The following is a 16097-nucleotide window of genomic DNA, read 5'->3' as shown; positions in this document are numbered from 1 at the left end:
GCTTAACGTCCCCCTTGCTTCTGATCTCTCAGCAGTTGGTATACTTTGACAATGGAGGTGGCTACGTCAACGATGCGTTTGCGCTCATTCATGGCTTGTTTGCGTAAAAAATCGTATGCTTCGGCTTCGCTGATCTGTTTTACTTCGCATAACACCGTTTTGGCCTGATCGATCCATTTCCGTTCTTCGAGTTTGGAAAGCAGCTGCTCCCGTTCCTGCTGCCATCCGCGCCGTTCTATAAACTGATTAAAGCCGAGCAGCAGCGAGCAGTGCAGCTCCGAGGGCGACATCGTGGCGGTGAGCATGCCGTCAAGCTCCGTGTCCAGTTTGCATCCGCTGCTCGGAAAGGTAAGATGATCGCACCACAGCAGAACCGGAACGGGCCGCAGGGCGGTAACCTGTTTCCTCCATTCAAGCATTCGCTCGGGTTGAACCGATAAGATGACGGCGTCAACGAGATCCAACATGGAGGCCATTTCTTTTGCTGTCAAAGCGACATATACCCGCAAACCCATGTTTCGCAGCTTGGCTTCCGGTACAGTTTCCGGAGGCTCGCCTCCAGGCGCCGGTTCTTCATCGAAAGACGCTGTATGCATCCGCTGCCGCTTGCGTATCGTTTGAAATTCATCGATCAGCAAAAAGGAATGAAGCATGTCAACCCTCCCTCATCGCATCATAACTTTTATAACAAAATATGTTATGTTTTATCTGATTAAAATATAACATGCGAACTGGATTTTTGTCGATATCGAGAAAAACGCGATTTTCTCATTGTTTTCTGAAAATTAATGTTAATATAGTTGACATATAATACTTCCGTGATTATAATCATGCTTAATAAGACCTACAAGGTCGTAGGTCAAAGACTTTCGTTCATATGCGGCACACCGTCGTGCCGCTTCGGCAAAGATGCCTATCCTTCTGTTTGTCCCGCCCTGCCGCGGCCGCAAATAAGGGGATAGGCATGTTTTATTTTAGGACATATTTTAAATAGAAAAAGGAGAATCGGAGATGGAGAAAAAGACGTTTTTGCAAAGCGGTCACAAAGGTTCGCTGTTTAGTTCGTTTTTGTATTTTGACATCAGCTTTATGATTTGGGTCATGTTGGGCCCGCTAGCCGTCATTATTGCCGGCGATTTTCAGCTTGATGCGGCGCAGAAGGCCAGTTTGGTCGCTTTGCCTGCGCTCGGCGGATCGATCTTGAGGGTTGTGTTAGGTTTTCTGACGGACACGATTGGCCCTAAAAAAACCGGCATATTGGGCATGCTTCTGACAGTGGTGCCGCTTGTTTACGGCTGGAAGTTCGCCGATTCGCTGCAGGATATGTATTTCGTGGCTTTGATGCTGGGTATTGCCGGGGCTAGCTTCGCCGTTGCACTGCCGCTCGTAAGCCGCTGGTATCCTCCCGAATATCAGGGACTGGCGATGGGTATCGCCGGAGCGGGCAACAGCGGAACGATCTTCAGCACCTTGTTCGCTAACCGGCTTGCACAGCACTTCGGCAGCTGGCATGTTGTGTTTGGCTTGGCACTCATTCCGATCGCACTTTCGTTTATTGTATTTATCCTGCTGGCCAAAGACAGCCCGAATCAGCCCGCTCCCAGGAAGTTGGCCGACTATGGCCGTGTGCTGAAGCAAAAGGATACTTGGCTGTTCTGCATATTTTATATGGTGACATTTGGCGGTTTTTCCGGCATGGCCAATTATTTGACGATTTTCTTCAACACCCAATACGGTCTCAAGGCGGTGACTGCCGCCGATTTTGCAACGATATGCATTATTGCCGGCAGCTTCTTCCGTCCGGTGGGCGGCTGGCTGTCCGATAAGATAGGCGGCATCCGCATGCTGATCGTGTTGTACGCAGTAGTTGGGCTTGCCCTCGCAGGCATCTCGACACTGCCGTCGCTGGCGGTGACGACGGTCATTTTATTCATCTGTATGATGTCGCTGGGTATGGGCAATGGGGCGGTATTCCAGCTTGTTCCCCAGCGGTTTCGCGATGAAGTCGGCATCATAACCGGCATTGTCGGCGCAGCCGGAGGGCTGGGCGGCTACTTTCTGCCGACGATTCTTGGGAACTTGAAGCTCTCCACGGGTTCGTTTACTCCCGGGTTCCTTATTCTCAGCGTGATCGCTTTGAGCTGCATCCTGATCATTTCCATCGCGCAGCGTGAATGGAAGCGCAGTTGGATCGGCGAAGGCGGTAAAGTAGGAACGGCTCTCCACAGCGTCCAACTCGCTGGAGATTCGCTGTCAAAAGGCACAAATGCTTAGCATTTCAGACCGGTAACCGGATATAGGCCGACGCCGCGGATACCGCATATATCATAGGCAGTGCAATTACACGACGGGGGGTTCATTTTATGGGTAAACCGCAATTGGTGCTTATCGGGAACGGAATGGCCGGCGTACATGCGATCGAACATTTGTTGAAGCTGGCGCCCAGCAAATATGACATAACGGTTTTTGGCGCAGAGCCGCATCCCAATTACAACCGGATTCTGCTTTCTTATGTGTTGTCCGGCGACTCCAAAGTGGCGGACATCGAACTTAACACTTACGGGTGGTACGAGGAAAACGGGATCAAGCTGTATGCCGGCCATACGGTGACAAGTGTCGATACCACGAGCAAAACGGTTACAAGCGATAAAGGCGTAACGGTGCCGTACGATAAGCTGATCATAGCAACCGGCTCCAATCCGTTTATGCTGCCTTTGCCGGGTGCGGACAAAGATGGGGTTATGGCTTACCGCACGATCCAAGATTGCGAGAAGATGATCGAAGCTTCGAAAAAGTACAAAAAAGCGGTCGTGATCGGCGGCGGTCTGCTTGGGCTCGAAGCGGCCCGCGGTTTTTTGAATCTTGGCATGAAGGTCGACGTCGTGCATATCACCGATACGATCATGGAACGGCAGCTTGACCGGACGGCTTCCAAAATGCTGCAGGAAGCGCTCGAAGCGCAAGGCATGAACTTTTTGCTGGAAAAGCATTCGGCGGAAATATTGGGCGGCAAACGGGTGACCGGGCTGAAATTCAAAGACGGCGCCGTGGCGGAAGCGGATCTGCTGGTCATGGCGGTAGGCATTCGCCCCAATGTGGCTGTTGCCAAGCAGATCGGCTGCGAGACGAATCCCGGTATCGTTGTTAACGATTATTTGGAAACCAGCATTCCGGGCGTCTACGCCGTCGGCGAGTGCGCGATGCATCGCGGGGTTGCATATGGGCTTGTCGCGCCGCTTTACGAGCAGGCGGCGGTGCTGGCCAAACGCCTCGCCGGCGCAGCGACTGGACCGTACGAAGGTTCCGTCGTTTATACGAAGCTGAAGGTATCCGGCGTAGACGTATTTTCCGGAGGCAACTTTAGCGAAGGCGAAGGTACCAAAACGATTCGCATCCATGACGAATGGTCCGGTATATATAAGAAGGTTGTGATCAAGGAGGGCAAAATCGTCGGGGCGGTGCTGTACGGCGACACGTCGGACGGCACGCGGCTCATGCAGATGATCCGCAGCGGCACCGACATCAGCGGCCTGGAGAAAACCGCCATATTGCGGGATTCCGCAGCAGCCGGAACATCCGCCGGAGCGGGTGTCGCCGAGCTGCCCGACGAGGCCATCATCTGCGGCTGCAATGGGGTCAGCAAAGGCGCCATTTGCAGCGCGATCAAGGAACAAGGCCTCGCCAGCGTGGAGGAAGTGAAGAACTGCACGAACGCTTCGCGTTCCTGCGGCGGCTGCAAACCGCTCGTCGGCGAGCTGCTTGCCTTTACGCTGGGCGATTCGTTCCAGGGCGGGGCGGTCAAGGAAACGGTATGCGGCTGCACGGATTTGTCGCGCGACGAAGTGGTTGCGGCGATTCGCGAGAAGGGCTTGTCGCATGTGCGCGAAGTGATGCATGTGCTGGGTTGGAAAAGCGAGGAAGGTTGCTCGAAATGCCGTCCGGCGATCAACTATTACCTTGGGATGTTAAACCCCGGTACCTACAAGGATGACCGCGCCTCCCGGTTTGTCAACGAACGGCTGCACGCAAATATTCAGAAGGACGGTACCTATTCGGTGGTGCCGCGGATGTACGGAGGGGTGACGACACCCGAAGATTTGAAGAAAATCGCCGACGTGGCGGTCAAATATAACGTGCCGACCGTCAAGCTGACTGGCGGCCAAAGAATTGATTTGCTTGGGGTGAAGAAGGAAGACCTTGTGCCGATGTGGGCCGATCTCGACATGCCTTCGGGTTATGCCTACGGCAAGGCGCTCCGCACTGTCAAGACGTGTGTCGGAGAAACGTACTGCCGGTTCGGTACCGGCGACGCCATGGGGATGGGCATTGCCATGGAGAAGCGCTTCGAACGGCTGAACACGCCGGCTAAGGTGAAGATGGCGGTATCGGGTTGTCCCCGCAACTGCGCCGAATCGGGAATTAAAGACCTTGGCGTGGTTTCCGTCGACGGCGGCTGGGAGCTGTATGCCGGAGGAAACGGCGGCGTCAAGGTGCGGGTGGGCGATCTGCTGGCTACGGTAGCCACGGAAGCCGAGGTGATTGAATATACAGAGGCGTATTTGCAATATTACCGCGAGACCGGCAAGTACGGCGAGCGTACCTCGGAGTGGGTGAACCGGCTGGGCTTGGCGCACATTCAAGATGTCGTCAAGGATCCCGGCAGACGGGCTGCATTGTGCTCACGGATGGACGAGGCGCTTGCAGTCACCAAGGACCCGTGGAAGGAAGCGATTGCCGATGCTTCGATTCGCCGCAATTTATACGATGTGGTGGAAGTGAAATCATGATCTTTTAGAGGAGGAACCTGCCAATGAACCCAAGAGATACAAATTGGTTATGGGTTGACGTGATGGCTGATGACGAGCTGCCTGTTCATATCGGCAGAACGGTGCGCTGCGGCGGCTTGGAGATTGCGTTGTTCCGTCTGGCCAGCGGCAAACTGCATGCCGTGCAGAACCGCTGTCCCCACAAAGCCGGCGTGCTTGCCGAAGGTATCGTCAGCGGGGAATATGTATTTTGTCCGATGCACGACCGGAAAATCGATCTGGCGAGCGGCGAAGTGCAGAAGCCGGATACCGGCTGCGTACGTGTGTATGCAACGAAAATTGAGAACGGCCGCATTTATATACAAGTTCAGGAATCCGCCGCCAAGGCCGGATGAGATAAATCAAGAGGAATCACCGGCGGATTCATCCGATGACGATCGATTAGTTTGGGGGGAGCGCGATGAATGACACGATGCCGCAAGGAGCTGCAGCGGAAACTTCCTCTCATTGCTGCTTCTGCAGCATGCAATGCGCAATGAAACTGATACCGGGCGATAAGGGGCCGGGTTTGACGATCAAGCCCAGCCCGGATTTTCCGGTGGCGACGGGACGTCTTTGCCAGAAAGGGCTTAACGCTCTGGAGCATGTGCGCCATACGGACCGCCTGCTGTATCCGCAGCGCCGGCAGTCAAGGGAAGCCCCTTGGAACCGTGTGGGCTGGGAGGAAACGACCGGCGCTATTGCCGGCCAAATCAGGCGCATTCAAGAGCGCTATGGGAATGATGCGGTTGCGGTATACGGAGGCGGTTCGCTGACCAACGAGGTGTGTTATCTGCTCGGCAAATTCGCCCGCGTTGCGCTGCGGACGAAATATATCGACTACAACGGCCGTTATTGCATGTCCAGCGCCGCTGCAGCCGGCAATCAAGCGTTTGGACTGGACAGGGGGATGACAATGCCGCTTTCGGCGATACCCGAGACCGACTATTTAATTTTGGCCGGAACCAATATCGCGGAATGCCAGCCGACCATGATGCCTTATATTTTGGAAGCCAAAAAGAAAGGAGCAACAATCGTCACGATCGATCCGCGCAATACGATGACGTCCAAAAGCGCCGACATTCATATCCGGCTGCAGCCGGGCTTTGATTCGGTGTTTGTAAGCGGCTTGCTGCATGTTATCGTAAACGAGAAATTGTACGATGAGCGTTTTGTGTTTGAACGCACAAGCGGTTTTGAGCAGTTGGCAGATGCTGTGCGGGATTTTACGCCGGCGCGGGTGGAGGAACTGACGGGTGTGCTGGAAAGCGTCGTTCGTACCGTGGCCCGCGGATTCGCCAAAGCCCAACGCGGCATCGTGCTGACCGCCCGCGGATTGGAGCAGCAGGTGAACGGCGTGGAAAACACGCTGCAGTACATCAACTTGGCGCTGCTTACGGGCAAGGTGGGCAAGCCGGGCTGCGGTTACGGCGCCGTCACGGGGCAGGCCAACGGGCAGGGCGGCCGCGAGCACGGCCAGAAGGCCGACCAGCTGCCGGGTTACCGCTCGATCGAAGATCCGGCGGCCCGCGCCCATGTAGCTACGGTCTGGGGCATCGACCCGGACGAACTTCCCGGCAAAGGCGTGTCCGCCTACGAGATGCTGATGAAAGCGGATGAAGGCGAGATCAAAGCGATGATTGTGCTTGGCTCCAATCCGCTTGTCTCGAGCCCGAACAACTCGCGGGTCGAACGCGCTTTGAACAAGCTGGAATTGCTGGTTGTCGTCGATTTGTTCGAAACGGAGACAGCCCGGCTTGCGCATTGGCTGCTGCCGGGTTCATCTTTTCTGGAAGGGGAGGGGACGCTCACCAACTTGGAGGGACGAGTGTTTCACCGCGCGCAGGCGCTGGAGCTTCCCGGGGAGTGCAAGCTCGATTACCGGCTGATCTGCGAATGGGCGGCAGCGCTGGGGAAAGGCGATTATTTTCAATATGACGGCATTGAGGACGTATTTCTCGAGATGTGCCGCGCCTCCTCCGGAGGCAAAGCGGACTATGGCGGGCTCAATTACGGCAGGCTCAAACGGGAGAAAGGGGTGTTCTGGCCTTGTCCGGCCCCGGATCATCCGGGCAGCCCGCTATTGTTTCAGGAACGGTTCGCGCATCCGGACGGCAAAGCGAGATTGTTTGGCATTCTGCCCAAAATGCCGGCTGAGCCTATTGACGAGCAGTATCCGTATATTTTGACAACCGGCCGTTTATCCAACCATTATTTGAGCGGCGCCCAGACGCGGCGCACGGAAGCGCTGGCGAAGAAAACCCCTGTACCCGTGGCGGAAATCCATCCTTGGCTGGCGGGTAAGATTGGGTTGCGCGTGGGCGAGCGGATTCGTATTACAAGCCGCCGGGGTTCGATTGTGCTGCAGGTGAAAGTGACGGAGGGAATCCAACCGCGCACGGTATTTGTGCCGTTTCATTGGGGCGAGGAGCTCAGCATTAATAGGCTGACCGTCGACGCTTTGGATCCGACAAGCCGGATGCCTGAGTTTAAGCTCTGCGCAGTGAGAATCGAAGCCGTCATGTAAACGGTTGATGGATGCACAGAGCTGCGGCGGCGGAAGACGGCCCCAAGATTTAAGCTTATGTCCGTACCGCCGAATCAGAGGAGTTTGAATTGGCTTTCGTGCAGTGGTTATAATGGGGGTATGCGAATATTCCCATTTTTGCTGACCGTCGTTATTTTTGTGTTGTTTTATGTCATTGCCAGACCGTACCAATATTCGATGAGTCCATTCGAGTTTTACGGCATTTCTTATGGGTTTGTGCTGCTTTGTTTGATTCGCTTCATTATGGCGCTTCTAAAAAGACCGTTCAGGAAAGCGAGATTCCTGCTGCTGTTTGTTGTTCTTAGCTTGATGAGTTATTACACGTATATCGAATATAAGGACCAAACGGTAAATTTCAGAATCCAGAACAAAATCTCGGCTTACTTGCCTGACGTTCCGCTTAACATCGCGTATTATCAAAGATTGGATCCGCAGACGGTGCAAGCTTATTATTTGGACGAAGAGCCACCAAGCAATAATTTAAGCCAGGAGAAGGGCACCAAAGCGGTGTACGTGAAAAAGCCGATTCCCGCCGGTCAAAGCGTCGATCAATACACGCTGTTGTTCAAAGCTCCCTACGCCATAAACGATGCCGACATTTCGGCCAAACAGTGCTTTAATTTCATCATGTGCAACTATTATTATTCGGGCGAAGTTCTGCTTGATCCGGATTCAGGCGAACTGCTGGGGTTGTCGTTGTACAACAAGGGGATTGAGAAATAAACCGGTGTGGGGTTCGACCGCCGTCATGCGGCGCCAGGACGCACGCTTGGGATTCGCGACATTGGAAAATGTACCGAATACGTGCGCTAACCCGCGCATCTGCAGCCGCTTCCAGCGAAGCGGCTTTTTGGCGTGCCGTCTGAGGGAGAGATCCAGAAACAGTTCGACAAAAACGTACAAATGCAGATATAATCGATCTAAAGCGGTTACCTGTTGAATAGAGGTGAATCGATGGATTGGCTGCAGCGAATTCCGCTCAAAACATCGCTTGTTTTTCTTGTTGTGCTGATGGCGCTAAATATGGCTTATTATAAACATTCCAAATATATGATGTTCGAAAACGAAAAGATGAAAATCCAGATGCTGTACAACAGCGTCATTACCCATATCGAACAATCCGCCAAAGCCGAGAAAATCGTGGAGGATCTGATCGGACAAAATCTTCGGACAGCCGCCATTGCCGCACGGTACAAGCTGGATCCCGATATCGACAAGATCAGCAACGCCGAACTGGTCGAGTTAAGCAAGCAGCTTGGCGTGGACAACATCACGTTGTTCAAGAAGACGGAGGACGATATCGTAGGGATGAAGTCTTCGGATGAGCACGATCTGAACGTCAGTTCGAAAGGATGGGACACGATCCATACCGCCCTGCAGCAGTTGTTTCATCTGCAAGAGGTTAAGGTGGGCATGGGACAGACGTTGCCTTATTTCTGGAGCGAGCCATTTGATACTTCGTCTTCCAATCCCCAGATCATTAATAAATGGGGATTTTATTATGACGGTTCGACCAATTACATCATCGACCCGTTTGTAAGCAACAAAAGTTTTTTTGGCTATCAAAATTTGATCGGCCTAAACGATATGATCCGCCGGCTCGTCGAACAAAATAAGCAGGCGGGATTGGAAATCGCCGTGCTGAATACAAATAAATTGCTGGAGCGCAAGATGCCCTCTGCGCACCCAATTCCCGACAACTGGTTTTCGGAAAGGCTGGTTTTATTCGGACAATACGAATACCGAGATCAGGACGAGAAACGATACGCCCAGTTGGCCTTAAATTCGGGAAAAACCGTGTATTACCAAACCGTGTCCGGGACAAGGCCGATTTTCAAAAGCTTCTCCCCCGTTCAAACGAGTTATGTCAAATACAATCCCGCAGGCGAAGTGCCGCTAATCGAGATTTCTTCCGACTACTCGCAAATGAATCAAATGCTGAACCAGCGCTTGAATGAGACCTTATGGTTTATGGCGTTTTGTTCGTGTTTGTGCTTAATCGTTTTAGGTCTGATATTTATCGGCTACAGCCGTAACAAGAAAAATGCCGTCCGTACTGTGCAGGACTCGTACACGGAAAGCATGGAGATGTTGTTTCAGTCGATTCGCGAGCAGCGCCACGATTTTATTAATCATATTCAAACGATTCATGGTTTTCTTGCCATCAAACAGTATGGAGAACTCGAGGCATATACCAAATCGCTGGTCGGCGAGATCCGCTTGATTAGCGGGCTTGTCGATATTAACAATCCGCCGCTTATCGCTTTGCTGCAGGCGAAGCTGAGTCAGGCGGAACAACTGGACATCCGTTTTGAGCACCGCTTTAGTCATATGGACAAATTAAAGCTGCAAGCGATCAAAGCGACCGATGTCGTCAAAATATTAAGCAATCTGATTGACAATGCATTTGACGCTGCAATGGAGTTTGAGCCTGAGCGGCGATTCGTACGTGTGGAAGGTGAAGTTGCCGGCGACGGCCTGGTGAAGCTGACCGTTTCCAACAGCGGCAAGCCGATTTCGGATGAAATCCGCCAGCAGCTGTTTCAATCGGGATTTACGACCAAAAACAACGGTGTGAACTCGGGCCTTGGCCTGCATATTGTGCATCAGCTGGTGAAGCGGTACAAGGGGGACATCCAGCTGCATAGCGAAGACGGCGTTACGGCGTTTATCGTCAGCATTCCGTTAAGTTAATAACGGCGGATTACGCCGGTTTTTTGGCTGTTTGGGGATTTTTCCAAACGGCTTTTATTTTTGCGATTGACAAATTGAATAGTCTGGCTTACAATTCTGGTAACGTTACCGAAAGCGTTACCAAAGGAGATCGAGCAGCATGCCCACCATAAAGGACATAGCAAAGAAATTAGGAGTTTCCGTTTCCACTGTTTCCAGGGCGCTGAACAATCATCCGGATATTCGTGAAGAAACGAAAGAGGAAGTGCTTGAGGCGATTAAGAAGCTGAATTATACGCCCAACGCGCTGGCAAGAAGCTTGATACATAAGCGTTCCTACACGATTGGCCTGATGATTCCCGATATTACGGACCAGTTTTTTTCGGCGATGGCGCAAGGGGTCGAGGAAGTATTGTCGGACAGCGGATACTTGGTTGTCTATGGCAATATGTCCAGAAGCCCGAAGAAAGAAAGAATTTTTTTGCAAAATGCATCCGAACGCAAAATGGACGGTTTGATCGTCACTCCGGATACGATGGACGACGAGATGATCGCATTGCTGCAAAGGCTGGAAATTCCGGTTGTGTTTTTGCGGCGCCGGCCTCCCGCCTCGCTCCAAATGCCTTTTGTCGATGTCGATCATTACAAAGGGACCTGCAAAGCGATTGAATATTTGCTCTCGCTTGGTCATAAAGACATCGGTTTTATCGGGCTGCCGGATTATTCTTTTACCGGCCGGGAACGTTACCGGGGATTTGTCGACACAATGAACCGCCATGGCATTGAGCTGCACCCGAACGGCTGCGTATTTGACGAAAGATCGATTGCGCTCGGATATCAGGGCATGGCCCAATTGCATGTGAATTATCCCGGCATGACCGCCGTATTTGCGGCGAACGATTTATTAGGCGTCGGCGCGCTGGAATGGCTGGCTGAGAATCGCATATCCGTGCCGGAACAAATGAGTGTCGTCGGTTTCGACAATCTGGAGATGACGAATCTGCATTGGATCAAGCTGACGACCGTCGCCCAGCCTCGTACGGAAATGGGCAAGAAGGCGGCAGAGCTGCTCATGGAGATGATTTCGGAAAAACGGCTTGCCTCCGAATCGATATTGTTCGATACGGAGCTGGTGATCCGCAACACGTGCGCTTCGCCGAACGTCCTGAAAACAACCATATAATCAATGATGCGGTGAGCGATCGATTAGGCGTTGACCGCATCTTGAAAATAAATAGTAAGAAAGGGCTGGTTCTAACGTGTCGCAAGAAGCAAGAGAATTACTGGAGTCCCCGAAGCCGCCTCTCATCGTTGATGTTGACAACACGAGCAAGCTGCCGAAAAAATTTCGCATGACGACAGACGTGGTGCCGCAAGACACAAACCCGTTGCCTGATTTGAAAGGGCTTGCAGAGCTGCGTATTTCCGGCAGCGGGCAGTTTTCGCACGGGGGACTCAGGAGCATGATGCAGTCGATCGGCGATGAGCCGATTACTATCGTCGACTTAAGGCAAGAGTGCCACGGGTTTGTCAATGGAATGGCGGTCAGCTGGTACGGACAGCATAACAACGCAAATAAGGGGTTGTCCGACTCCGAGGTTAAACATATGGAGCAAACTTATTTTCAAGAGTTGGAAGAAGCGGAATCCATTTCTTTTGATCAGCTGGCCAGAAAATCGGTCGACATCGGAGGTCCGGTGACGAGCCCCAAGCTCATCCAGAACGAAGAGCAACTGGTCAGATCCGAAGGGCTTGAATACAAGCGGTTTTTCGTGTCAGACCATCATCGGCCGCTGAATCAAGTGGTGGACGCCTATATTGAGTGGGTGCTGGGGCTTCCGGCAAATAGCTGGCTGCACTTCCATTGTCGCGGAGGCGTAGGCCGAACCAGCTCGTTTATGACGATGTTTGATATGATGCGCCATGCAGGCGAGGTTAGCTTTGAGGATATTATGCGAAGGCACATTTTGATCGGCGGCAAAGACTTTGATCTTATGGATCCGGATGAACCTTACAAGTACGCTTTGGCCTTGGAACGAATCGAATTTATCCGCACCTTTTATGAATATTGTCTGGATCAACGCGCTAGCAAATTTACAAAATCCTGGTCGCGCTGGCTTGAAAACAGAAGCTCCTGATGAAGCAATTAGGAGATTATTATAAAACATATGAGTAAGCGCTTAACCACAAACATAATACACGTATGATAAAAGGGGCGGTGTTTTCATTGAAACGTAAGAAACGGGCATCTGCGGTTGGAATGGTTGCATTATTGGCGATGGTAAGTCTTACTGCTTGCGGATATGCGAACGGTCCGGGAGGTTCGGCCCCCAGCTCGGGCAAGACGGCTGCGGCGGAACCGCCGAAATCGGCATGGGCGGAGAAGGTGGGGCTGAACAAAACCGAAACCGTCGATGAGCTGTATGCCAAAGCAAAGGAAGAAGGCAAGGTGGCGATTTATTCGATGTCGGGACGCACGGCCGACGTCAAAAAATCGTTCGAGGCCAAATACCCCGGCATCAAGGTGGAGGATTACAAGCTTAGTTCCGTCGATATTACGGAGAAAATCAGCAGAGAACATTCGGCGGGAGTGAACAATGCGGACGTCATCTTTACCAAAGATACATCGGGTTCGTTCTCCATGGAGCTGGCTCAGAAAGGCGTCGTGCATACGTACATTCCTGAGGATATCCGTTCCAAAATGATCGAACCGTTCAAAAGCCAGAAGTTCGGCTTTGTGCCTTACGTGGAGGCCAGAGGTATTTTCTACAACTCGGAAACGTATAAAACGCCGCCGATCGCCAACTGGTGGGACTTGACGACGCCGGAATGGAAAGGCCGGGTGATGATGAGCGATCCGCTGAAAAACTCGGATACGATGGACTTGTTCCTGGCGTTTGTGCAAAATGCCGAAGATATGAAGACGTCGTACAAAGAGAAATTCGGCAAGGACATCGAACTGAACGGTTCTCCGAACGCAGGGTATGAATTTTTGCGCAGGCTGATTAAAAACGACCTGATCTTGCAAAACTCCGGCGGCGAAATCGTCGGCGCCATCGGCAAGCCGAACCAAGCGAAGCCGCCTGTAGGCATCGCGGTTACGAGCAAGCTGCGGGAAGGTCAGGAGCAGGGGCTCAAGCTCGGCGCTTCCTACGATATGAAACCGAGAGTATCGCATGCCGAACCGGCGCTGCTGTTTATCGCTGACCAAGCGCCTCATCCGAACGCGGCGAAGCTGCTGATCCGCTGGATGGCCGGAGAAGCTGACGGCAAAGCCGACGGTTTCAAGCCGTTTAACGTATCCGGATCTTGGCCGGCAAGAACCGACATTAAGCCAAAAGACGACATCACGCTGGAGAAGCTGAATTTGTGGAAATATGATGCGGAATTTGACTACGACAACTTGATGAAAGTCCGGGAGTTCTGGCTGAAGCAGCAGTAAGCCGGGGAAGCGGGCATTTCGTAGCGGCATGGAATTAAACGGCATTTTAAATAATGGGGGAGCGCATTTGCAAATGAAAAAAGTGATTCTCAGAACGGTTTCGTTAACGGCTATAACAACCGTGGCGGCCGTTTCCATTCTTGCCGGATGCAGCAATACAACAACAGGAGGAAGCACTTCAACGGCAGGTAGCACGGGAGCGGGAGGCGCGGCGGCAAAGCAAGCGGATTGGGCCGAGCAGAACGGCCTGAACAAGACGGAGACGGTGGAGGAGCTGTACGCCAAGGCCAAGCAGGAAGGCAAGGTAGTCGTCTATTCGCAGTCCAGCCGGATTAAGGACGTCAAGGCAACCTTCGAAGCCAAATATCCCGGCGTCGTTGTGGAAGCGTACAACATGACGACCAACGATATCGTCGAGAAATTGATCCGTGAGCAGGGCGCAGGCGTATACAATGCCGATGTCGTGTTTGTGAAAGATGCGGGCGGCACGGTTTCGTCGGAGCTTGTGAAGAAAAACATCGTGTATAAGTATTTGCCGTCGGATTTGGCCGCCAAGATGATTGAGCCGTACAAAAGCCAAAGCCCCGGACTTGTCCCTTATTTCTCGCTGCGTTCGATTTTTTACAACACGGACGCCAACAAGACGACGCCGATTACGAACTGGTGGGACCTTACGACACCGGAATGGAAAGGCAAAGTCATGTTCGACGAGCCGCTGCAGTCGGCCGATACGATGGACTTATTCCTGGCTATGGTTCAGAACGCCGAAGAAATGAAGCAGGCGTATAAAGAAAAGTTCGGCAAAGACATCGTGCTGAACGGCACGGAAAACGCAGGTTACGAATTCATCAAGCAGCTCGTGAAAAACGATGCCGTGTTGATGAAATCCAGCGACGACGTGGTCGAAGGCATCGGCAAATCGACCCAGGCCAAACCGCCGATCGGTTTCTCGGCGTCAAGCAAAATGAGAGACGTCGTGGAGAAGAAGTTGAAAGTAAACACCACGTATGATGTCAAGCCGAGAATTTCCGTCGTAGGCCCATCCTATCTGTACATCGCCAATAAGGCGAAAAATGTAAGCGCAGCCAAGCTGCTGATCCGTTGGATGGCGGGTGAAGCGGACGGCCAGGGAGAAGGTTTTAAGCCGTTTAACGTGCAGGGCTCCTGGTCGACGAGAACGGACAATGGCCGAACCGATCAGCCGGCTATCGATAAGCTCAACGTTTGGAAATACGACCCTGAATTTTTTTACAACAACGCTGCCAAACTTCGTGAGTTTTGGTTGAAGCTTCAATAAGCTTGTAAGTGCGGGTTCAAAGATCACGTTTTGAACAACCTCTTGTCGTGTGAAAAATAATATGGGAGCGTGTTTGGGCTATGAAAAAATTAGCGATGGCGGCTACTCTGGTAACGGCTTCACTTGTTGTATTGGCAGCTTGCAGCAACTACGAGAACATCGAGAAGGGGGGATCCGCAGCCCCCAAGACGGAAGCGAAAAGCGGTGCGGCCGCCCAGGCGCCTGCAGCCGAACCGAAAAAGGATCCATGGGCGGAAAGCGCCGGTTTGTATAAGACGGAGAAAGCCGATGAACTGTACGCAAAAGCGAAAGGGGAGGGCAAAGTATCGGTTTATTCCACCTCCGGCCGGATCAACGACGTCAAGAAATCGTTCGAGAAGCAATATCCGGGCGTCACGCTGGAAATCTTCGATTTAAAGTCAAATGTAATTATGGATAAGCTGATTCGCGAACAAGGCGCTAACATTTTTAATGCCGACGTAGTGCTGACCAAGGAAGTTGGCGGCGGCTTTAAAGAGGAACTGGTCGACAAAGGCATGTTGTTTAAATATTTGCCTCAAGATATCGCCGACCATGTTTTCGAGCCGTGGAAATCCAAGGGGCTGGCATACGTTCCGTATCTTGAGTTCAGAACGCTCTTCTACAATACGGAGCAGAATAAAACGTCGCCGGTCACCAATTGGTGGGATTTGACCACGCCGGAATGGAAAGGCCGCGTCTTGATTGCCGATCCGATGCAATCGTCCGACCAGATGGATTTCTTCGCCGCGTTTGTGGTACATGCGGACGAAATGGCGCAGGCGTACAAAGAGAAGTTCGGTAAAGATATCGTATTAAATGGAACGAAAAATGCAGGGTATGAATTTATCCAGCAGTTTGTCAAAAATATCGTGCTTGTCAAATCGGCGGGCGACGGTGAAGATGCCGTCGGCAAAGCGGCGCCGGGCAAACCGGCTCCGGTCGCGCTGGGCGTCTCCGGGGACATCCGCAAGATGGAAGACAAAAAGCTGAAAGCGGATATCGCTTGGGATATTAAACCAAAGACGTCCGTCGTTAACGAAGCGTTTGCGTTTGTCGCCAAAAAAGCTCCGCATCCGAACGCGGCGAAGCTGCTGATCCGCTGGATGGCCGGAGAAACGGACGGTAAAGGCGAAGGTACGCTGCCATTCGTCGAGGAAGGTTCCTTTATGACCCGGTCCGACGCGCCGAACAAAAATAAAACGACGATCGACAAAATCAACGTGTGGCAATACGACAGCGCGGAATTTTACAACGTTGGCAAAGATGTTATTAATTTCTGGCTGAAAAACCAATAGAAAATTTTCATATTCG

12 protein-coding genes are annotated in these 16097 nt (G+C 52.3%); 11 read left to right on the top strand and 1 reads right to left on the bottom strand.

The window, feature by feature from the left end; all coding sequences use genetic code 11:
• Positions 1-2: 2 nt before the first annotated feature.
• On the bottom strand, positions 3-653 hold the full coding sequence (locus EYB31_RS21950; RefSeq protein WP_240762713.1) for an ANTAR domain-containing response regulator: 651 nt from the start codon (positions 651-653) through the stop codon (positions 3-5).
• Between the two features lie 358 nt (positions 654-1011).
• Here EYB31_RS21950 and EYB31_RS21945 point away from each other — a divergent pair, with 358 nt between their 5' ends.
• The 11 genes from EYB31_RS21945 to EYB31_RS21895 all read left to right on the top strand — a co-directional run bounded on the left by EYB31_RS21945 (position 1012) and on the right by EYB31_RS21895 (position 16081).
• A complete protein-coding gene (locus EYB31_RS21945) occupies positions 1012-2274 on the top strand; it encodes a nitrate/nitrite transporter (protein ID WP_131015566.1) in 1263 nt (420 codons plus the stop codon).
• A gap of 89 nt (positions 2275-2363) precedes the next feature.
• Positions 2364-4787 carry a nitrite reductase large subunit NirB gene (nirB, locus tag EYB31_RS21940; protein WP_131015565.1) on the top strand — a complete coding sequence of 808 codons (2424 nt, stop codon included), beginning with the start codon at positions 2364-2366 and terminating at the stop codon, positions 4785-4787.
• A gap of 23 nt (positions 4788-4810) precedes the next feature.
• Positions 4811-5161: a nitrite reductase small subunit NirD gene (nirD, locus tag EYB31_RS21935; RefSeq protein WP_131015564.1), complete on the top strand. Its 351-nt coding sequence runs from the start codon at positions 4811-4813 to the stop codon at positions 5159-5161.
• 65 nt (positions 5162-5226) lie between these two features.
• Positions 5227-7332: a molybdopterin oxidoreductase family protein gene (locus EYB31_RS21930; RefSeq protein WP_131015563.1), complete on the top strand. Its 2106-nt coding sequence runs from the start codon at positions 5227-5229 to the stop codon at positions 7330-7332.
• A 120-nt stretch (positions 7333-7452) separates the two neighbouring features.
• Entirely contained in the window at positions 7453-8076 is a 624-nt protein-coding gene (locus tag EYB31_RS21925; protein WP_165452545.1) for a hypothetical protein, read from the top strand.
• A gap of 213 nt (positions 8077-8289) precedes the next feature.
• Entirely contained in the window at positions 8290-10047 is a 1758-nt protein-coding gene (locus EYB31_RS21920; protein ID WP_131015561.1) for a sensor histidine kinase, read from the top strand.
• A 139-nt stretch (positions 10048-10186) separates the two neighbouring features.
• On the top strand, positions 10187-11209 hold the full coding sequence (locus EYB31_RS21915; protein ID WP_131015560.1) for a LacI family DNA-binding transcriptional regulator: 1023 nt from the start codon (positions 10187-10189) through the stop codon (positions 11207-11209).
• Between the two features lie 76 nt (positions 11210-11285).
• Positions 11286-12164, top strand: a complete 879-nt coding sequence (locus tag EYB31_RS21910; protein WP_131015559.1) for a protein-tyrosine phosphatase family protein — start codon at positions 11286-11288, stop codon at positions 12162-12164.
• An 89-nt stretch (positions 12165-12253) separates the two neighbouring features.
• Positions 12254-13468: an ABC transporter substrate-binding protein gene (locus EYB31_RS21905; protein WP_165452544.1), complete on the top strand. Its 1215-nt coding sequence runs from the start codon at positions 12254-12256 to the stop codon at positions 13466-13468.
• Positions 13469-13541: 73 nt separating this feature from the next.
• A complete protein-coding gene (locus EYB31_RS21900) occupies positions 13542-14765 on the top strand; it encodes an ABC transporter substrate-binding protein (RefSeq protein WP_165452543.1) in 1224 nt (407 codons plus the stop codon).
• 80 nt (positions 14766-14845) lie between these two features.
• Entirely contained in the window at positions 14846-16081 is a 1236-nt protein-coding gene (locus EYB31_RS21895; protein ID WP_131015556.1) for an ABC transporter substrate-binding protein, read from the top strand.
• Positions 16082-16097 lie beyond the last annotated feature (16 nt).

It is taken from the genome of Paenibacillus thalictri, assembly GCF_004307995.1.
Taxonomy (GTDB): domain Bacteria; phylum Bacillota; class Bacilli; order Paenibacillales; family NBRC-103111; genus Paenibacillus_AF; species Paenibacillus_AF thalictri.
Note: the sequence above shows the minus strand (reverse complement) of the source record. Positions and strands in the feature narration are given on the sequence as shown.

What these genes read in the sequence shown, in the direction of transcription:
- EYB31_RS21950 (WP_240762713.1), bottom strand. Translation starts at nt 653, where the DNA reads ATGCTTCATTCCTTTTTGCTGATCGATGAATTTCAAACGATACGCAAG.
- EYB31_RS21945 (WP_131015566.1), top strand. Translation starts at nt 1,012, where the DNA reads ATGGAGAAAAAGACGTTTTTGCAAAGCGGTCACAAAGGTTCGCTGTTT.
- nirB (WP_131015565.1), top strand. Translation starts at nt 2,364, where the DNA reads ATGGGTAAACCGCAATTGGTGCTTATCGGGAACGGAATGGCCGGCGTA.
- nirD (WP_131015564.1), top strand. Translation starts at nt 4,811, where the DNA reads ATGAACCCAAGAGATACAAATTGGTTATGGGTTGACGTGATGGCTGAT.
- EYB31_RS21930 (WP_131015563.1), top strand. Translation starts at nt 5,227, where the DNA reads ATGAATGACACGATGCCGCAAGGAGCTGCAGCGGAAACTTCCTCTCAT.
- EYB31_RS21925 (WP_165452545.1), top strand. Translation starts at nt 7,453, where the DNA reads ATGCGAATATTCCCATTTTTGCTGACCGTCGTTATTTTTGTGTTGTTT.
- EYB31_RS21915 (WP_131015560.1), top strand. Translation starts at nt 10,187, where the DNA reads ATGCCCACCATAAAGGACATAGCAAAGAAATTAGGAGTTTCCGTTTCC.
- EYB31_RS21900 (WP_165452543.1), top strand. Translation starts at nt 13,542, where the DNA reads ATGAAAAAAGTGATTCTCAGAACGGTTTCGTTAACGGCTATAACAACC.
- EYB31_RS21895 (WP_131015556.1), top strand. Translation starts at nt 14,846, where the DNA reads ATGAAAAAATTAGCGATGGCGGCTACTCTGGTAACGGCTTCACTTGTT.